This is a genomic window from Pseudomonas corni (genome assembly GCF_057128765.1).
Window position 1 is genome coordinate 55,696 of sequence record NZ_JBSKHW010000004.1, and the last position, 16,152, is coordinate 71,847.

A 16,152-nucleotide genomic window follows, 5' to 3' on the forward strand; every position below is an offset into this window, starting at 1 on the left:
TGGGTAGTTCGACAAATGAGGTGCTCTTGATGTGAATGGAATTTAAATTCCATCTGTACAAGAAACAGAACAGAGACTAGCCTGTCGCTTACCTCAGAGAGGCCCGAATCGACCTCAACAAGACCTCACTCGCCGATAACAACAAAATGGCCAGGGGAAATCATGCTCGACCAAGCCCGCCGTTTCTCCATCAAGCAGATCGCCGCCCAGGCCGGGGTCAGCAAAGCCACGGTCGACCGCGTGTTGCACCAGCGCGGCAGCGTGCATTACCAGACTGACCGGCGTATCCAGCAAGCGCTTCAGGAGCTCGATGCGCAGGAAAAGTCCGGCCCTGTTGTAGGCCGTACTTTCCACATCGACATCATCCTGCACACGCCGACCCGCTTCAGCGATGCGGTGCAGCAGGCCATTCACGCGCAACTGGGGAGCCTGGCGCCGTTCCGCATCTTTCCGCGTTTTCACCTTTATCAAGAGATCGACACCCAGCGCATGCACGACCTGATTCTGCGATGCGCGGGCAAGGGATCTCAGGGCGTGATCCTCAAGGCTGCCGACGAGCCACAAATCAACGAAGCAGTGAATCAAGTGACCGCAGCGGGTATTCCGGTGGTGACGCTGGTGTCGGATTTGCCTCAGAGCGAGCGCGTGGGTTATGTCGGTATGGACAACCGCACCGCCGGGCAGACGGCAGCGTATTTGATGTCGTGCTGGCTGGATCAGGCCCCGCAGGACGTTGCGGTGGTGATCAGCAGCGAGTTGTTTCGCGGGGAGGAAGAACGCGAAATGGGCTTTCGGGTCTGGCTGCGCAACCGGGCGCCGCACTTGCGAGTGGTGGACATTACCGGCGGTTACGGCGTGTACGGTCCGACGTTCGACCGCGTGAGTCAGGCGCTGCTCGATAATCCGTCCCTGCGCGCGGTGTACAGCGTGGGAGGCGGCAACCGCGCCATCGTCGACGCCTTTGCCGCCCGGCAGCGGCCCCTGTCAGCGTTTATAGGTCATGACCTGGATCATGAAAACCGACAGTTGCTGGCCGAAGAAAAGATTGCCGCAATCATCGATCACAATTTGCAGGTCGATGCTCGCCATGCCTTTTTGCACATCCTGCAGTTTCATCGGCTGTGGAAGGCTGACCCGATTCCCTCGTCACAAGTGCAGATTGTCACGCCCTTCAATCTGGCCCACTGACCGCTCCTTGAGTGCCGTTTACCAACCCGATCTACCCCGACAATAACAATCCCAGGAGATCCACCCATGCTTCGCATCGCTGTCCTCGGCGCAGGCCGTATCGCTAACATCCACGCTGCCAACGTGGCCGCCAACCCCGATGTGATTCTGTCGGTGATCGCCGATCCCTGGCGTGAAGGCGTCGACAAGCTGGCTGCGAAGCTGGGCTGCGCGGCCGCTTATGACTGCGCAGCCGCCATCGAGCGCGACGACGTAGACGCCATCGTGATCGGCACCCCCACCGACACCCACATTGACCTGATGCTGCGCGCCGTAAAGTTGGGCAAACCGGTGTTGTGCGAGAAACCGATTGATCTGGATTTCGCCAAAGCGGCCAAGGCCGTGGAAGAGATCGAACGGCAGAATGGCAAAGTGATGCTGGGTTTCAATCGGCGTTTCGATCCCGATACCCTGGCAATGCGCAAAGCCATTGCCGCCGGGAAGATCGGAGAGGTGCGTCAGGTGATCATTACCAGCCGTGACCCGGGTCTGGCGCCGGTGGAATACCTCAAGCACTCGGGCGGGATCTTCCGCGACATGACCATTCACGACTTTGACACCGCACGGACGTTGCTGGGGGAAGAGCCGGTAGAAGTCATGGCCATCGCCAGCCGCCTGGTAGAGCCTGCGCTGGCGCAGATCGATGATTTCGACAGCGTGATGGTTCTGCTGCGCACGGCTTCGGGCAAGCAATGCCACATCAATTGCTGCCGTGAGGCGGTGTATGGCTACGATCAGCGCCTGGAAGTGTTCGGCTCAAAAGGCATGCTGCTCAACGAAAACCATCGCCCTAGCACCGTGCGCAGCTGGACTGCCAGCCAGACCGAAGTTCGTGAGCCGCTGATGAATTTCTTCCTGGAGCGTTACGCCGATTCCTATCGCATCGAGCTTGAGCACTTCATCAATGCCGTGGTCGCCGGCGACAACCTCCCCAGCACCGCCCGCGATGGTTTGAAGGCGTTGCATCTGGCGAATTGCGCGATTGAATCGATCAAGACCGGACGTGCGATAACTCTGTAGGAGCCCACTTGCTGGCGAAGCGGCCCGCGCGGTGGGTATGCAGGACCGCCTCGCGAATGAATTCGCTCCTACAGGGCTTCGATGATCGGAAATCTGTCCGTCAGTTGTAGGAGCTGCCGAAGCACGATGGCTGCGATTGCGGTGTGTCAGGTGCATTGCATCGCAGCCTTCGGCGGCTCGGCAGCTCCTACAAGGGATTTGTGTTCACCACCTATTTTGGATTGACCAAGAACCCGTGGGAGCGGACCTGTCCGCGAAGGCGGCGGCATAGCCAACCCGACTATGGCGCCTGATGGATAGCATTCGCGGACAGGTCCGCTCCCACGGGTATCTAATTGGGATTAAAAACGCGGAGTGCCGGGCTCGTCTTTTTCTTCGACCAGCCCCCAATCGGCGACGTTGGCCTGGGGTGCAGGTTGCGGCGCTGGGGGCGGCGTGGTGATTTCGTTGACGCCGTTTTCGCTGTGCAGCTTCAATCTCAGACGGACGTTGTTCATGGAATCGGCGTTTGTCAGCGCTTCGTCTTCGCTGATAACGCCTTCGACGGCCAGATCGTACAGCGCGTTATCGAAGGTCTGCATGCCGACGTGGGTGGATTTTTCCATGATGCCCTTGAGTTCAGACAGCTCATTGCGATGAATCAAATCGCGAACGGTCGACGTGCCCAGCATCACTTCCACGGCGGCCCTGCGCTTGCCATCTTTGGTCTTGACCAGCCGCTGAGACACAAACGCCTTGAGGTTGTTGCCCAGGTCGTGAAGCAGTTGCGCGCGGCGGTCTTCAGGGAAGAAGTTGATGATCCGGTCCAGCGCCTGGTTGGCGTTGTTGGCATGTAGTGTTGAAATCGCCAGGTGACCGGTGTCAGCGAAGGCCAACGCGTGCTCCATGGTTTCGCGGTCGCGAATCTCACCAATGAGGATCACATCCGGAGCCTGACGCAGGGTGTTTTTCAGCGCGGCGTGGAAGCTGCGGGTGTCAACGCCTACTTCACGCTGATTGATGATCGACTTCTTGTGCTTGTGAATGAATTCGACCGGGTCTTCGATGGTGATGATGTGGCCGCTGGCGTGACGATTACGGTGGTCGATCAACGCTGCCAGGGACGTGGATTTACCCGAACCCGTGGCGCCGACGAACAGTACCAGACCGTTTTTTTCCATGATCACGTCGAGCAGCACGTCAGGCAGATGCAGGTCTTCGAATTTCGGGATGTCGAGCTTGATGTTGCGCGCCACGATGGACACTTCGTTGCGCTGCTTGAAGATGTTGATACGAAAGCGCCCAACCCCACCCAGCGAGTAGGCCAGATTCATTTCGAGATCGCGCTCGAAGTCCTGGCGCTGCTCGCTGTCCATGATGCTGTCGGCGATTTTCGCGATGTCGCCGGGCTTCAATCCCTCAGCGCTCAACGGCTTGAGTACGCCGTTGAACTTGGCGCAAGGTGGCGCGCCGGTGGACAGATAAAGGTCCGATCCATCCTGGCTGGCCAGAATCTTCAACAACGCCGGAAAATCCATAACTGCACCGCACAAGTAAGGTAAGAAGACGGCAGGTCGCCACATCATGCGACCTTGTACGCCGGACAGCGTTCGCTCGTCCGGTCAAGGATAGGGAAATTACCTGAAAGCGCACGGGAAAGGCATAATGCGCGGCGTTTTTCTCGAGACGATTATTTTCATGAAAGCTCAAGCACGGCACATTCTGGTCAAGACCGCTGAAGAGGCCGAACAGCTCAAGCAGCGCATCGCCAAGGGTGAAGCCTTCGATGTGCTGGCCAAGAAGTATTCCACCTGCCCGTCCGGCAAGCGTGGCGGTGATCTGGGCGAAGTGCGGCCCGGCCAGATGGTCGGGGCAATTGATCAGATCATTTTCAAAAAGCCGCTGCGGGTCGTGCATGGCCCGGTGAAGAGCAAATTCGGGTATCACCTGGTGCAGGTTTTTTATCGGGATTGATAACCAGCTCTCGGTCAGATGAGAATCCCGTGGGAGCGAACCTGTTCGCGAATAGGCAGGGGCAGACCGATACATATCCGGCGCCTGGAAGTCAGTCTTCGCGGACAGGTCCGCTCCCACGGTGCAGAGTGCCCCAATCGATCAACCCGGCATCACACTCCTGGGAATCAACGCCCCCGGATGCTGGATCACCAGACTCGCCAGCCGATGCCCCGCTTCTGCTGCATCAACCGGGCTACCACCGCGTAAGCGACGCGCCAGATACGCGGCGCTGAAGGAATCCCCCGCCGCCGTGGTGTCGATCACTTTCTGCACCGGGTGCGCGGCAATTTCGTAACGCGCGCCCATTGATTCAACCAGACAACTCTGGGCGCCGCGCTTGACCACCACTTCACTGACACCCATCGCGCGATAAGTCGCCAGCAACTGCTCGCTGTCGCTAAAACCGAACAGTGCCTGCTCGTCGTCTTCGGTGAGCAGCGCCAGATCCACTTCATGCATCACCGCCCGGTAGGACTGCTGGGCTTGGTCGACGCTGCGCCACAGACGCGGGCGATAGTTGTTGTCGAACGCCACACGAACCCCACGATCACGGGCCTCGCCCAGAGTCGACAACAGCCGCGCCCTGCCCACTTCGCCCAGCACCGCCAGGGTGATGCCGCTGAAATACAGCACGTCGTATTCCGGCAGCGCCGCCAAAATCGGTTCCGCCGCAGGCGTGGTGAAACACTCACGCACCGCGGCCTCATTGCGCCAGTACAGAAAGCGCCGTTCGCCATTGGCATCGGTCTGAATGCAGTACAGCCCCGGCAATCGGCCCGGCAGGCGCTGAACCTTGCTCAAGCCAATGCCCTCGTCGGACCAGACCTTGCACATCGCGTCGCTAAAGCTGTCGTCGCCCAGCGCAGTGACGTAATCCACCTGCGCCGCCGACCCCAACAGGCGCGACAGATACACTGCCGTGTTCAGCGTGTCCCCACCAAAGCTCTGGTTGAGACTGCCGTTTGCATGTTGCTGCAACTCGATCATGCACTCGCCGATCAGCGCGACTTTCGGGTGGCTGTGGCTGATTAATTCGCTCATGGCGTGCTGTTGCTCCCTTCAATCGTCACGATCAGAAACAGGTGTCCAGGGTTTCAATGACGCTCAGGTCATCGTCCACCAGACAGCCCGTGCGCCATTTGTCGAAGGTCAGGCACGGGTGCGACGTGCCGAAGGAAATAATGTCGCCAATCTTCAGCTCGACGCCAGGCGCAACCGTCATGAACGCGTGTTGATCCATCACGGCGGTCACCGTGCAGGCGCTGACATCATCGCCCTTGGCTGGGACAACTCCCGCTTTGTAACGCAATAACGGGCTGGGCATACCTGCGTCAAACGCCACGTCGCGTTTGCCCAGGGCGATCACAGCAAAACCCGGTTCTGGCATCGACTGCACGTGAGCCCAGACTTCCATTGCCGGTTGCAGGCCTTCGGTCAAATCGTCACGACGGTCAAGAACGCAGCACTGCGCTTGTTTGTAGATGCCGTGGTCGTGTACCACGTAGCTGCCGGGGCGCAGCACACTCAGGAAGCGATCGCGTACTTGCTGCTTGTCGAATTCCTCGGCGATCAGGTCATACCAGGCCGAACCGGACGCGGTAACAATCGGTCGATCCAGGGCGAATGCGCCCTTGTCCTGCAGCGTGACCGCCAGGCGTACCAGTGAGCTTGCGAACTCACGAATCCCGCTGACCGCGTGATCGCCGTGGATCACGCCTTCGTAGCCTTCGATGCCAGTGAGTTTGAGCGCAGGTTGCGCGGCGATGGCATCGGCCAGGGCCATGACTTCCTGCTCGCTGCGGCAACCGCAACGGCCGCCGACTACGCCGTATTCGATCATCACGTTGAGTTGCAAGCCTTGCGCTGCGAAGAACTCGCCCAGCGCCTGGACGTTGTCCGGGTGATCGACCATGCAGTGAAAATCGAACATCGAGTCGCCGAGCATTTCGGCGATCAGCGCCATGTTCGGCGCGCCCACCAATTGGTTAGCCATCAGCACCCGGCGTACGCCATGGGCATAGGCCGCGCGAGTCTGTACGGCGGTGGCGAGGGTCAGGCCCCAGGCGCCGACCTCCAACTGACGGCGGAACAGTGCAGGCACCATGCTGGTCTTGCCGTGGGGCGCGAGTTCAGCACCGCTGTTGCTGACGAACTTCTGCATCCAGTGCAGGTTGTGCTCCAGGGCCTGGCGATGGATGACCAGCGCAGGCAGGCTGACGTCACGCACCAGTTGGTCGCCTGGGTTGGCGCTGCCTTTTTGTACGAGGGCGATGCTCATGGTGTTCTCCTGTTCTTGTTCGTGGTGCGGGTTCATGCCGCGTGTAACGGGCGGCGCCCGCGTTACTCGTTGACTCGACGGGCGAGGCTGTTGGCGCTGTCGATAAGCACCCGCCGATAGTCGTCGTAATGGGTTTTGGCGTCGGCCCGGGGCGCGACGATGCACAGGGTCGCGATGCAGATGCCCTGTTTGTCGTTTACCGGCGCGGCGAAACAGTGGGTGAAGGTGTCGGCGATGCTGTTGAAGGAGAAGAAGCCTTCGGCATGAGCCTTTCGGATCTCGTTGAGAAACGTCTCCATTGGCAGTTCTTCGCCGTTTGGAAGAATAAAGTCCTCAGGGTCGATCAGGTCGGCGATCGCCTGATCGGTGAGATGGCCGAGCAGCAAACGTCCGGAAGCAGTCCAGGGAATCGGCGCGTCTTCGCCAATGTCAGAGGAAATCCGGAAGTGCCGGGCGCCCTCTTTCATCAGCGCTACGGTGTATTTGCGTCCGTTGAGCAGGCACATCTGCGCGGTTTCCCGGGTTTGCTCGACGATTTCAGTCAGGCTGATTTCGGCTTCACGGGTGAAGTCGAAATGGCGCAGATGGGCCTGGCCGAGAAAGTACAGCTGACGCCCGAGGTAGACGTGACCGTCCTTGCCGACGGTTTCCAGAATCCGCCGTTCCAGCAACGAAGCGACCAGTTCATACACTGTCGATTTCGGGCTGCCAATGCCGCTGGCGATCTCGTTCGGGCGCATGGGGGTGCCCGTTTCCTTGAGAAAATCGAGAATATCGAACGCCCGGTCCAGACCACGGGCCCTGCGTTTGATCGTGTCTTCGGTCATGGTTGGGGTATCCATCGGTGCAGGTATTTCCTGAAAGATTGCGGGCAGTTTACAGATGCGCCAATCACTGTAGGAGCGCGCTTGCCCGCGAAAGCATTCGTTAGCGACGAAGATGTGTCGGATGTATCGACGTCTTCGCGGGCAAGCGCGCTCCTACAGGTAATGCGTCGAATCTGTAGGAGCGAATTTATTCGCGAGAGGCCGGTACAGGCGAATCATATTCGGCGGTCAAGACACCGATTCGCGAATAATTTCGCTCCTACAGGGTTACGCCATGCTTACGGCTTCTTTTTATAAGCAATACAATCAATCTCGACCTTGCAGTCGACCATCATGTTGGCCTGCACGCAGGCGCGGGCCGGGGCGTGTTCGGGGGTGAAGTATTCGCCGAAGACCTTGTTGAAACTCCAGAAATCCCGAGGGTCTTCCAGCCACACGCCGACGCGCACCACGTCTTTAAGCTCATAACCGGCCTCAGTGAGGATCGCCACCAGGTTTTCCATGGTTTGACGAGTCTGCTCAATAATGCCGCCGTTGATGATCTCGCCATCCACTGCCGGCACTTGCCCTGAAACATGCAACCAACCGTCTGCCTCGACCGCGCGAGCGAAAGGCCGTGGCTGACCGCCACCTGCTGTGCTACCAGCGCCGTAACGAGTAATGCTCATGAGAAATCTCCTTTGATTGAGCGGTAAAAATGCGTTTGAACAAAATGATTTTTAAAAACGAATGTTCTTGAGAAATTCAGCCAGCCGCGCCGACTTAGGCTGTTCGAATAAAGCCTTCGGAGGCCCTTGCTCTTCAATGCGCCCCTGATTCATGAACACGATCTGGTCCGACACTTCGTACGCAAAGCGCATTTCGTGGGTCACCAGCAACATGGTCATGCCCTCTTCCGCCAGGCCTTTGATCACGCTCAGCACTTCGCCAACCAGTTCTGGGTCCAGCGCCGAGGTCACTTCGTCGAACAGCATCAAGCTGGGGTTCATCGCAATGGCGCGGGCGATCGCGACCCGTTGCTGCTGACCACCGGAAAGCTGGCCGGGAAAGTGATTGCGACGCTCCAGCAAACCCACGCGATCCAGCCATTTCTCGGCCAATGCCACGGCCTGATCCTTGGGCATCTTTTTGACTTTCAGCAGGCCCAGGGTGACGTTCTGTAGGGCGCTCATGTGCGGGAACAGGTTGAATTGCTGGAACGCCATGCCGGTCATGGCGCGGTGTTGGGCGATGACCTTTTCCGGGTGGCGCACGCGCTTGCCGTTGATGTCGCTGTAGCCGATGTCCTGACCTTCGAGACGGATGTGCCCGCCCTGGAATTCTTCCAGCAGATTGACGCAGCGCAGCAGCGTGGTCTTGCCCGAGCCACTGGAGCCGATCAGGGTCACGACGTTGCCCTTGTTCATCTTCAGATCGACGCCCTTCAGCACTTCGACCGGCCCATAGGATTTGTGCAGCCCTTCAATGCTCAGCAAAGCCGGGGCGGCGGTAGCGGTTTGAGTCTGTGTCATGGCAAGGCCACCCGTTTTTCGATTTGCCGACCAAGAAGCTCGATGGCGTAGTTGATGATGAAGAACAGAAATCCGGCGAACAGGTAAAACTCAAGGGTCATGAAGTTGCGCGCGATCACCTGTTGGGTGCTCAGCAGCAACTCGGCCACGCCGATCACCGAGAGCAAGGTCGAGGCCTTGACGATCTCGGTGGACGAGTTGACCCAGGTCGGCAGGATCTGGCGCAACGCCTGGGGCAACAACACGTAGCTCAGGGACTGGCTGAACGTCAGGCCGATGGCTTTGCCCGCTTCCAGTTGCCCGCGAGGGATGGCTTGCAACGCACCGCGCACGATCTCGGCCACGTGTGAGCCGCAAAACAGCGTCAGGCCCAAGGCGCCCGCTTGAAAGGCGCTGATCTGCCAGCCCAGTGCAGGGGCCATATAAAAGCAGGCCAGCACCAGCACGAAGACCGGGGTGCCACGAATCAGATCAACGTAAACGCGAAACGGCAGGCGCGACCACAGCGTGCCGTAGGTCAGGATCAACCCGGCGAAGACGCCGATCACGGTGCCGCAGACTATGGCCAGCGCCGAGCACTGAATGCTGGTCAAAAAGCCCGACCACAGCGCCTCGCGCGCGATCCACAGTTCATGCAGCCAGGTAGGTTGTTCGTACATGGAGGCCTCCTAGCGGCGAATCGCCAGGCGCTGTTCGAGATAACGCAGCAGCATGGCGATGAGGTAACAGGCCGCAACGTATAGCGCCGTAGTCACCAGCCAGGTTTCAATCACCCGGTAGCTCTCGACGTTGATCTTGCGCGCGTAATAGGTCAGTTCCGGCACAGCGATGGCGGCTGCCAGCGAGGTGTCCTTGAACAGCGAAATGAAGTTGTTCGACAGCGCAGGCAACACGTTGCGCAACATCACCGGCACCACGATGTAAGCACGCACCTGCCATTCGCCCAGGCCGATGGCCAGTCCCGCCTCGCGCTGGCCCTTATGGATGCTGAGCAAACCGGCGCGAAAGACTTCGGTCAGGTAGGCCCCGGCATACAGCGACAGCGTGACGATGAATGAAGCGATCTTGTCCATGCGAATGCCAAGACTGGGCAGCGCGAAGTAAATCAACAGAATCAGCACCAGAATCGGCGTATTGCGCACCACCGTGACGTACACCGAGGCGATGATGCGCAGTGCCCGAAACTTCGAGAGCATGGCAAAAGCCATCATCAGCCCGATCACGCAACCGATGGCAATCGAGATCAGCGCCAGCTCAAGGCCAAGCCCCAGGCCCGACAGCAGACTGGGAAAGTCCCGCCAGACCGCTGCAAAATTTAACTGATAGTTCATATTCAGCAGTACCTGGGACGGGAAGGCGTTATGGCCTTCCCTGCCCCGTCAGTCGGTTCGCGTTATTTGTATTCCATCGGGAAGCCAATCGCCGGGGTCGGCAGATCCACACCAAACCACTTCTTGAACGATTCCGCGTAGGTCGGGAACTCGACGCCGGTCATGGCTTCATGCAACGCGGTGTTGACGAAATTCAGCCAGTCCTGATCGCCACGCTTGACAGCGCAGGCGTAGGTTTGCGGGCTCCAGGCAAAGGCTGGCGAGCGATAACGGCCAGGGTTCTGCACCATGAGGTACTTGACCGAAGACTGGTCAGTGGCAGCAGCATCCGCGCGACCGGAATTGATCGCCTGGTACATCAGATCAACGCTGTCGTACTGGTCGACCTTGGCTTTGGGCAGCGCCTGGTGCACCAGCTCTTCGGCGTAAACGTTCTGCAGCACGGCCACGGTGACGCCGTCGCCTGCGGCTTTCAGGTCGTCGATCTCTTTGTATTTGCTGTTGGTCGGCAGCAGCAACGCGACGCCTTCGCGGTAGTACGGCAGCGTGAAAGCCACTTGTTGCGCGCGGCTGGCGGTTACGGTGATGAACTGGCAACTCATGTCGACCTTGTCGGTCAGCAGGTTCGGAATGCGCGCATCGGAAGACTGCACCACGAACTCGACTTTGCTCGGGTCGTTGAACAGGCCCTTGGCGACGATGCGCGCGATGTCGATATCAAAACCCTGCAATTTGCCATCGGCGCCCTGGAAATGCCAAGGCGCGTTGGTGCTGCCGGTGCCGACAACCAGATGGCCGCGCTGCAGCACGCTGTCGAGCTTGCTGTCCGCCGCTTGCGCCGTGCCGAGTACCGTGGCGGTGGCCGCCAGAACAAACGCACAAGCTTTCAGAAAAGAAGGTCTGCGTTGCATGAGAAAAAACTCCGCCGAATTATATTTTTTCCGCTATAGCGGAAGCTAGTATGTAACAACGGAATGAAGTGCAGAAAGTGTGCCACAGGATCACCTGCGAAAATAGCCGTCAGAAAAGCCAGGGAGATCAACGTACTAACGGGAGGAGCACTAATTAGGGGTCAACGGACTAATCGAACCTGGCGCTACTGTTCGCCACAAGTCGCGGTAACGCGGCGCCAAAGCTGTGCGTCCGCGCGCCACAAGTGAGCATTGATCGCTACGGTGGCCCACCAGCCTGACAAGCGCTGTGCTATTACAGAGCCAGTTCAAGTCGACCAACCCAGGACTGTACGAATGTTGCCTACGCCTATACTTCGTTCAAATAACCTTCGATTCGCGCGTAATCGCCTATGGCGTGGCCGAATCGGGCTTTTTCTGGTCGCGGCTCTGTCAGTACTGGCCGGCATGACCGATGCAATTGGCTTCATGGCCACCGGCGATTTTGTGTCATTCATGAGTGGCAATACGACCCGCCTGGCCGTGGCCATCAGTGACGGCGATGTGTCTTTGATCGGCAGGTTGTGCGCGTTGGTGCTGGCATTCATTGCTGGTAATGCACTGGGGATCGTCATCAGCCGATTCAGTGGTCGGCGTGCCGTCACCCTGCTTATAAGCCTGGCCGCGATGCTGATTGTGTCGGCATCGCTGCCCCACGCCTGGCAAACGCTGGCGCTGCTGATCGGCATTGTCGCCATGGGCATGCTCAACGCGGTGGTCGAAGAAGTGAACGGATTGCCCATCGGACTGACTTATGTCACCGGTGCGCTGTCCAGATTCGGACGAGGTCTGGGTCGTTGGCTGATCGGAGAGCGGCGCGATGGCTGGCGGGTCCAGCTAGTGCCATGGACCGGCATGTTCGTCGGCGCGGTATTGGGCGCCCTGCTCGAACAGCGCATGGGGCTGAGTGCGTTGTACTTCAGTGCGCTGCTTGCAGCAGGCATCGGAGTGGCCACTTTGATCATTCCGCGTCGCTGGCAGCTGGGTTACATGCCCCGTTGATCGGTCAGTCCCTCCAGTCAGCGCCGCAAGCGCCGAAATAGTGACATAGGCGCCAGATGGCGGGAACTTTGGCACCGTAAATGCTTCTTTACATTTATATGAACTATTTATGACAAAAGCAGCGTGTCTGGCAGGGGGATGTATGAAACAGCGAGCGACCATCATTTGCCGACGTGAGGATCAAATCCTTTACGTGCGTAAATCCAAATCGAAATGGACGCTTCCTGGTGGCAAGGTAGAGCGTGACGAAACGCCGTCGCAAGCCGCTGAGCGCGAACTCCGTGAAGAGACCGGGCTGATTCTCAACGAGCTGGCTTACGTGACCCAGTTCGCAGGCGCGGAGGTGATGCATCACGTTTTTGAAGTTTCGGTGACATTTATCGCCACTCCCTCGCCGAATAACGAGATCGCGGACTGCCGCTGGTTCACCGCCAAGCAGTTGAGCAGCATCAACGTCAACCCGGCGGCAAAGTCGATCGTCAAAGCGTTCCTGAGCAATGCGATACCTTGAATCTCTTCACACAACTTTCACATCGCATCCGATATCGTTCACTTGCTCCGTAACGCAGTACGTTTAAGCCCGCTACCCCCCATCGCGGGCTTTTTCTTGCCTGCGATTTGGCTACGCCGCTACTTTGCCTTGCGTTGCGCGGCCTCCAGCTCCGAGATCCGCTTGTTCACCTCGTAGTAATAAGCGAAACAAATCCCCAGCGAAAACTTCCCGGCCTCGGCGCAATAGTAAGGCGCAACGTTGCCGTTTTTTTCCGCCATCGACTTGACCACTGCAGCGGTCAACAAGGACTTAACCGTGTCGTTGAACACGTCGTTATGGTCCTTGATAAAGCTCTTGGGCACAGAAATGAAACCCACCGGGTCATTGGCAAAACACGGCAACCTTTCCGTCGTCGCCTTCGCCAGGTCGTCTGAGCAGTAGGATTCAAATCCCCAGACTCCCAACTTGTCGCCGCCTGCCGCCTTGATCTTTGCAGTTGTCTCGACCGCCTCGGGTTCGTGATTGGCGATAGCCTGGTATTTGGCTGACGAATCGTCTGCAACGTCGTCACTCATGTATCCGGTACGAAACGCGTCATAGTTGCCAATGGTGTTGTGATCAAGACTGGTCTCAGCGATATGGTAAGGATGGCCGAAGTAGTTTCGATACAACACGGTTTGATCCCATGTCAGATCGACGCCGAAAAACTGCCCGACGGGAAAAGCCAGGTTGGTCGGCAGGTCGGCGCGGGAGCTGACCACGTAGACCAGTGACGGCACAGGTTTCTTCATGGCACCGACTTTCATGCTGTTCTCTTTGAGCAGCAGGCCCAGTTCGGCCTCGACGGCCGGATTCAGCAGCACGATTGCGTCACCGAAGGGTTTGACCGACACGCCCTTTTGCTGGTCGAGCATCTTCTGCATGAGCGTGTCGTTCAACGCAGCCAACAGGATTGCGCTGCCAAAACTGTGCCCTACGGTGAGCATGAAATTGCCTTTGCGGGCGGCAGATATATTTTCCAGCCTGACCAGGAACTCAGTGACCCCGCCGCGTCCGATCTCTTCCGCCGTCGCTTTGCGATCCCAAAACGTCATGTTCTCCAGGCCCAGGCCATAAAAGCTGATGCCTCGCCAGCCGATGTAGATGCCGATCAGCTTCTTGCTGCCCGCCACTTTCGAGATCGCCAAGTGTTCGAGGTCTTCCTTGAAGCTCTCGACATTGCCGTCAAGGGTGGACGCGTTATGTTTCCAGCCATGGACGAACACCACCAACGCCACACTGCCCGCCTCGGACGCTTGGGTAATCTTGTTCAGCAACACGTTAGTTTGTTCGGGGTTGAAGTCGTTACCGCGCTCGGAGTACTCGACAAAGCCCAGGTCATAGTTTTCATGGACTTCGTAGAAACTGCCACAGCCTCGCCAATGCTCACAGACCGTGCCATCACCGGTCCTGAAAGGCGCGTTGGTGACGCACCCGCCCAGCAGCAACAAACAAAACAGAAGCGTCTTCATCGCGGGTTCCTTTCCGACAAGAGACGAAAAGCTCAACGTTCAACGCTCGAAATCCATTTCCAACGTGCATCGGAATACCGCGACAGGGCATGACAGTCAGGCAACTATTGAAGGATGGGTGAGAAGTGGGGGTTCGTCCAATGAGAGCGTTAGCGCGAGAGTTGAAACTCTGCGTCCAGACCCAGCGCCTGTAAAAAGGCATTGTCGTGAGAGACCACAATCAAAGCGCCTTGGTATTGGGCCAACATCTGCTCAAGCGCGTTCTTACTGGGCAAGTCCAGATGGTTGTCCGGCTCGTCCAGTAACAGCAGCTGGGGTGGTCGCTGTGAGTAGAGCTGCGCAGCGAGGGCGATTTTCAAGCGTTCGCCGCCGCTCAACTGGCAGGTCTTGAGTAGCGCACGATCAGCATCAATCCCCATTTGCGCCAAGCGAGTTCGTGCATCGGCTTCGGGCAGCTCAGAATTACTGGCGTGGAGCCATTGCACCGCCGTACGTTCGGGGTGCAACAACCCGGCGTGTTGATCCAGCCAACCGATATGGCCATTGCGGATGAGTTCGCCTTCGGGCGCCGCCAGTTGACCGGCAATAACCCGGAGCAAAGTGGATTTCCCGCTGCCGTTGGCACCCAGAAGCGCTATACGCATCGGCCCGGTCAGCGTCAGATTGATCGGCGTCGCATGTCCGAATGGGAGAACTACGTCGTTGAGTTGCACTATCAGCTTGCCATTGTGTACGACGCTTTCCGGCGACAACATCATGCGTTGAATGTCAGGCGCGCACCTCGAGCGGGCTTCGGCGATCCGCTGTTGCTGCTGCTCCCGTGCAACCTGTTGATTAAGGCGTAATTTGCCCTGACTGTTTTCGCTGCGCTCTTTCTGCGCATTGGTGATCAACTTGGTTTGATTACCGTCACGGGCCTGACGATCGCCGCGAGCATTACGCCGTTGCTGCCGTTCCAGCTGCACGACCATCTCACGTTGCTCGCGCTTGGCCTGTGTCCGCTCGCTTTGTAATGCCTGCTGGAACGACTGCTGCTCCTGCTCGCGTGTCGCCGAATATTGGCTGTAGTTCCCGCCATACACCGCCAGTCCAGAAGGCGACAAATCAACGATCTCGCCTACATGCTCCAAAAGACTTCGATCGTGGCTGATTAGCACCAAGCCGTTGGGCCAGCGGTCGATTTGCTGCGCCAGCTTGAGCTGCTGATCTGCATCCAAGTGGTTGCTGGGCTCGTCGAGAACGAGCCAGTCGGCGCCGGACAACCACGCCCCCATCAGCGCGATCCGCTGCCGTTCGCCGCCGCTGAGTGCGTCAGTCCGCGCGTCGGCATTCAGATGCTCCAGCCCAATCTGCTGCATTTCCGCTTCCAGGCGCGTGGCACAATCCCATTGGTCGGCCACTAGCAAATAGTCGTCATCGTCGACACTGCCCTGGGCAATGCGATCAAGCGCAGCCAGAATATGATCGACCCCGGCCAGCGCGGCAACGGTGGGGTAGGTCTCGGGCTCCAGCAATTGCGACACTGCGTATACCCGCCCTTCCCGGCGAACGGTCCCGCTGGCTGGCGGTTGCGTTCCTGTCAAAAGTCGGCCAAGCAGGGATTTACCGCAGCCATTGGCGCCGACGACGCCTGTGACCCTACTGAAGGTGTGATTCAAGTGATTTAACAGTACACGCCCGTCGGGCAGGTTGATCGAGACATGATCGAGTTGAAGTAATCGTTGGGTCATTATGCGTCCTTGAAAACCAGCCCGAATCGGCGCTGAACAGCTCCCTGAAAATGAAACACGGCTGACAGGTGATCAGCCGACTTGACTTCAACGCCGAGTTTAGCTTCGAGCGCCGGATGCAAAAAGCCCCGCACTGGGCGGAGCTGGAAGAATCAAACGCGACCATTCGCTGTGACAATTCAAGATCTCCACTGCAACATGCAGAAACCCCTCGTTTATGCGAGAATGCCGCCACTGTCCGGCACATCCCCCTAATTCCAATAAGCTGCAGCTCCCC

The 16,152-nt window shown here is 58.3% G+C and carries 16 protein-coding genes; 5 read left to right on the plus strand and 11 right to left on the minus strand.

The genetic code is table 11. The features are described from left to right. Nucleotides 1–162 precede the first annotated feature (162 nt). Nucleotides 163–1,188 carry a LacI family DNA-binding transcriptional regulator gene (locus ACWKV9_RS09055; protein ID WP_483835769.1) on the plus strand — a complete coding sequence of 342 codons (1,026 nt, stop codon included), beginning with the start codon at nucleotides 163–165 and terminating at the stop codon, nucleotides 1,186–1,188. A gap of 66 nt (nucleotides 1,189–1,254) precedes the next feature. Beyond that, the gene (gene iolG, locus ACWKV9_RS09060; RefSeq protein WP_483835770.1) at nucleotides 1,255–2,247 is read left to right on the plus strand and encodes an inositol 2-dehydrogenase; all 993 of its coding nucleotides are present in this window, start codon (nucleotides 1,255–1,257) and stop codon (nucleotides 2,245–2,247) included. 341 nt (nucleotides 2,248–2,588) lie between these two features. Here iolG and ACWKV9_RS09065 read toward each other — a convergent pair whose 3' ends face one another. Further along, complete coding sequence (locus tag ACWKV9_RS09065; RefSeq protein WP_483835771.1) at nucleotides 2,589–3,764, minus strand: PilT/PilU family type 4a pilus ATPase; 1,176 nt, start codon at nucleotides 3,762–3,764, stop codon at nucleotides 2,589–2,591. Nucleotides 3,765–3,924: 160 nt separating this feature from the next. On the opposite strand from ACWKV9_RS09065, the gene ACWKV9_RS09070 reads away from it, so the two are divergent. Next, nucleotides 3,925–4,200 carry a peptidylprolyl isomerase gene (locus tag ACWKV9_RS09070; protein WP_483835772.1) on the plus strand — a complete coding sequence of 92 codons (276 nt, stop codon included), beginning with the start codon at nucleotides 3,925–3,927 and terminating at the stop codon, nucleotides 4,198–4,200. 141 nt (nucleotides 4,201–4,341) lie between these two features. Here ACWKV9_RS09070 and kdgK read toward each other — a convergent pair whose 3' ends face one another. The 8 genes from kdgK to ACWKV9_RS09110 all read right to left on the minus strand — a co-directional run bounded on the left by kdgK (nucleotide 4,342) and on the right by ACWKV9_RS09110 (nucleotide 11,100). Next, nucleotides 4,342–5,283, minus strand: a complete 942-nt coding sequence (gene kdgK / locus ACWKV9_RS09075) for a 2-dehydro-3-deoxygluconokinase (protein ID WP_483835773.1) — start codon at nucleotides 5,281–5,283, stop codon at nucleotides 4,342–4,344. Between the two features lie 31 nt (nucleotides 5,284–5,314). Continuing rightward, on the minus strand, nucleotides 5,315–6,520 hold the full coding sequence (locus ACWKV9_RS09080) for an amino acid deaminase (RefSeq protein WP_483835774.1): 1,206 nt from the start codon (nucleotides 6,518–6,520) through the stop codon (nucleotides 5,315–5,317). Between the two features lie 62 nt (nucleotides 6,521–6,582). Further along, nucleotides 6,583–7,347 carry an IclR family transcriptional regulator gene (locus tag ACWKV9_RS09085; protein WP_483835977.1) on the minus strand — a complete coding sequence of 255 codons (765 nt, stop codon included), beginning with the start codon at nucleotides 7,345–7,347 and terminating at the stop codon, nucleotides 6,583–6,585. A 278-nt stretch (nucleotides 7,348–7,625) separates the two neighbouring features. Then, nucleotides 7,626–8,015 (minus strand): RidA family protein, encoded by a 390-nt coding sequence (locus ACWKV9_RS09090; protein ID WP_483835775.1) that lies wholly within the window; start codon nucleotides 8,013–8,015, stop codon nucleotides 7,626–7,628. A 51-nt stretch (nucleotides 8,016–8,066) separates the two neighbouring features. Then, a complete protein-coding gene (locus ACWKV9_RS09095) occupies nucleotides 8,067–8,858 on the minus strand; it encodes an amino acid ABC transporter ATP-binding protein (protein ID WP_483835776.1) in 792 nt (263 codons plus the stop codon). Beyond that, nucleotides 8,855–9,517 carry an amino acid ABC transporter permease gene (locus ACWKV9_RS09100; protein WP_483835777.1) on the minus strand — a complete coding sequence of 221 codons (663 nt, stop codon included), beginning with the start codon at nucleotides 9,515–9,517 and terminating at the stop codon, nucleotides 8,855–8,857. Before ACWKV9_RS09100 ends, ACWKV9_RS09095 begins: the two co-directional genes overlap by 4 nt. Nucleotides 9,518–9,526: 9 nt before the next feature. Then, nucleotides 9,527–10,189: an amino acid ABC transporter permease gene (locus ACWKV9_RS09105; RefSeq protein ID WP_483835778.1), complete on the minus strand. Its 663-nt coding sequence runs from the start codon at nucleotides 10,187–10,189 to the stop codon at nucleotides 9,527–9,529. Nucleotides 10,190–10,251: 62 nt separating this feature from the next. Further along, the gene (locus tag ACWKV9_RS09110) at nucleotides 10,252–11,100 is read right to left on the minus strand and encodes a transporter substrate-binding domain-containing protein (protein ID WP_483835779.1); all 849 of its coding nucleotides are present in this window, start codon (nucleotides 11,098–11,100) and stop codon (nucleotides 10,252–10,254) included. A gap of 336 nt (nucleotides 11,101–11,436) precedes the next feature. On the opposite strand from ACWKV9_RS09110, the gene ACWKV9_RS09115 reads away from it, so the two are divergent. After that, complete coding sequence (locus tag ACWKV9_RS09115) at nucleotides 11,437–12,141, plus strand: YoaK family protein (protein WP_483835780.1); 705 nt, start codon at nucleotides 11,437–11,439, stop codon at nucleotides 12,139–12,141. Nucleotides 12,142–12,283: 142 nt separating this feature from the next. Further along, nucleotides 12,284–12,652, plus strand: a complete 369-nt coding sequence (locus ACWKV9_RS09120; protein ID WP_483835781.1) for an NUDIX hydrolase — start codon at nucleotides 12,284–12,286, stop codon at nucleotides 12,650–12,652. Nucleotides 12,653–12,771: 119 nt separating this feature from the next. On the opposite strand, the gene ACWKV9_RS09125 is transcribed toward ACWKV9_RS09120, so the two are convergent. After that, nucleotides 12,772–14,145, minus strand: a complete 1,374-nt coding sequence (locus tag ACWKV9_RS09125) for a hypothetical protein (protein ID WP_483835782.1) — start codon at nucleotides 14,143–14,145, stop codon at nucleotides 12,772–12,774. Nucleotides 14,146–14,294: 149 nt separating this feature from the next. Continuing rightward, entirely contained in the window at nucleotides 14,295–15,875 is a 1,581-nt protein-coding gene (locus ACWKV9_RS09130) for an ABC-F family ATP-binding cassette domain-containing protein (protein ID WP_483835783.1), read from the minus strand. Nucleotides 15,876–16,152 lie beyond the last annotated feature (277 nt).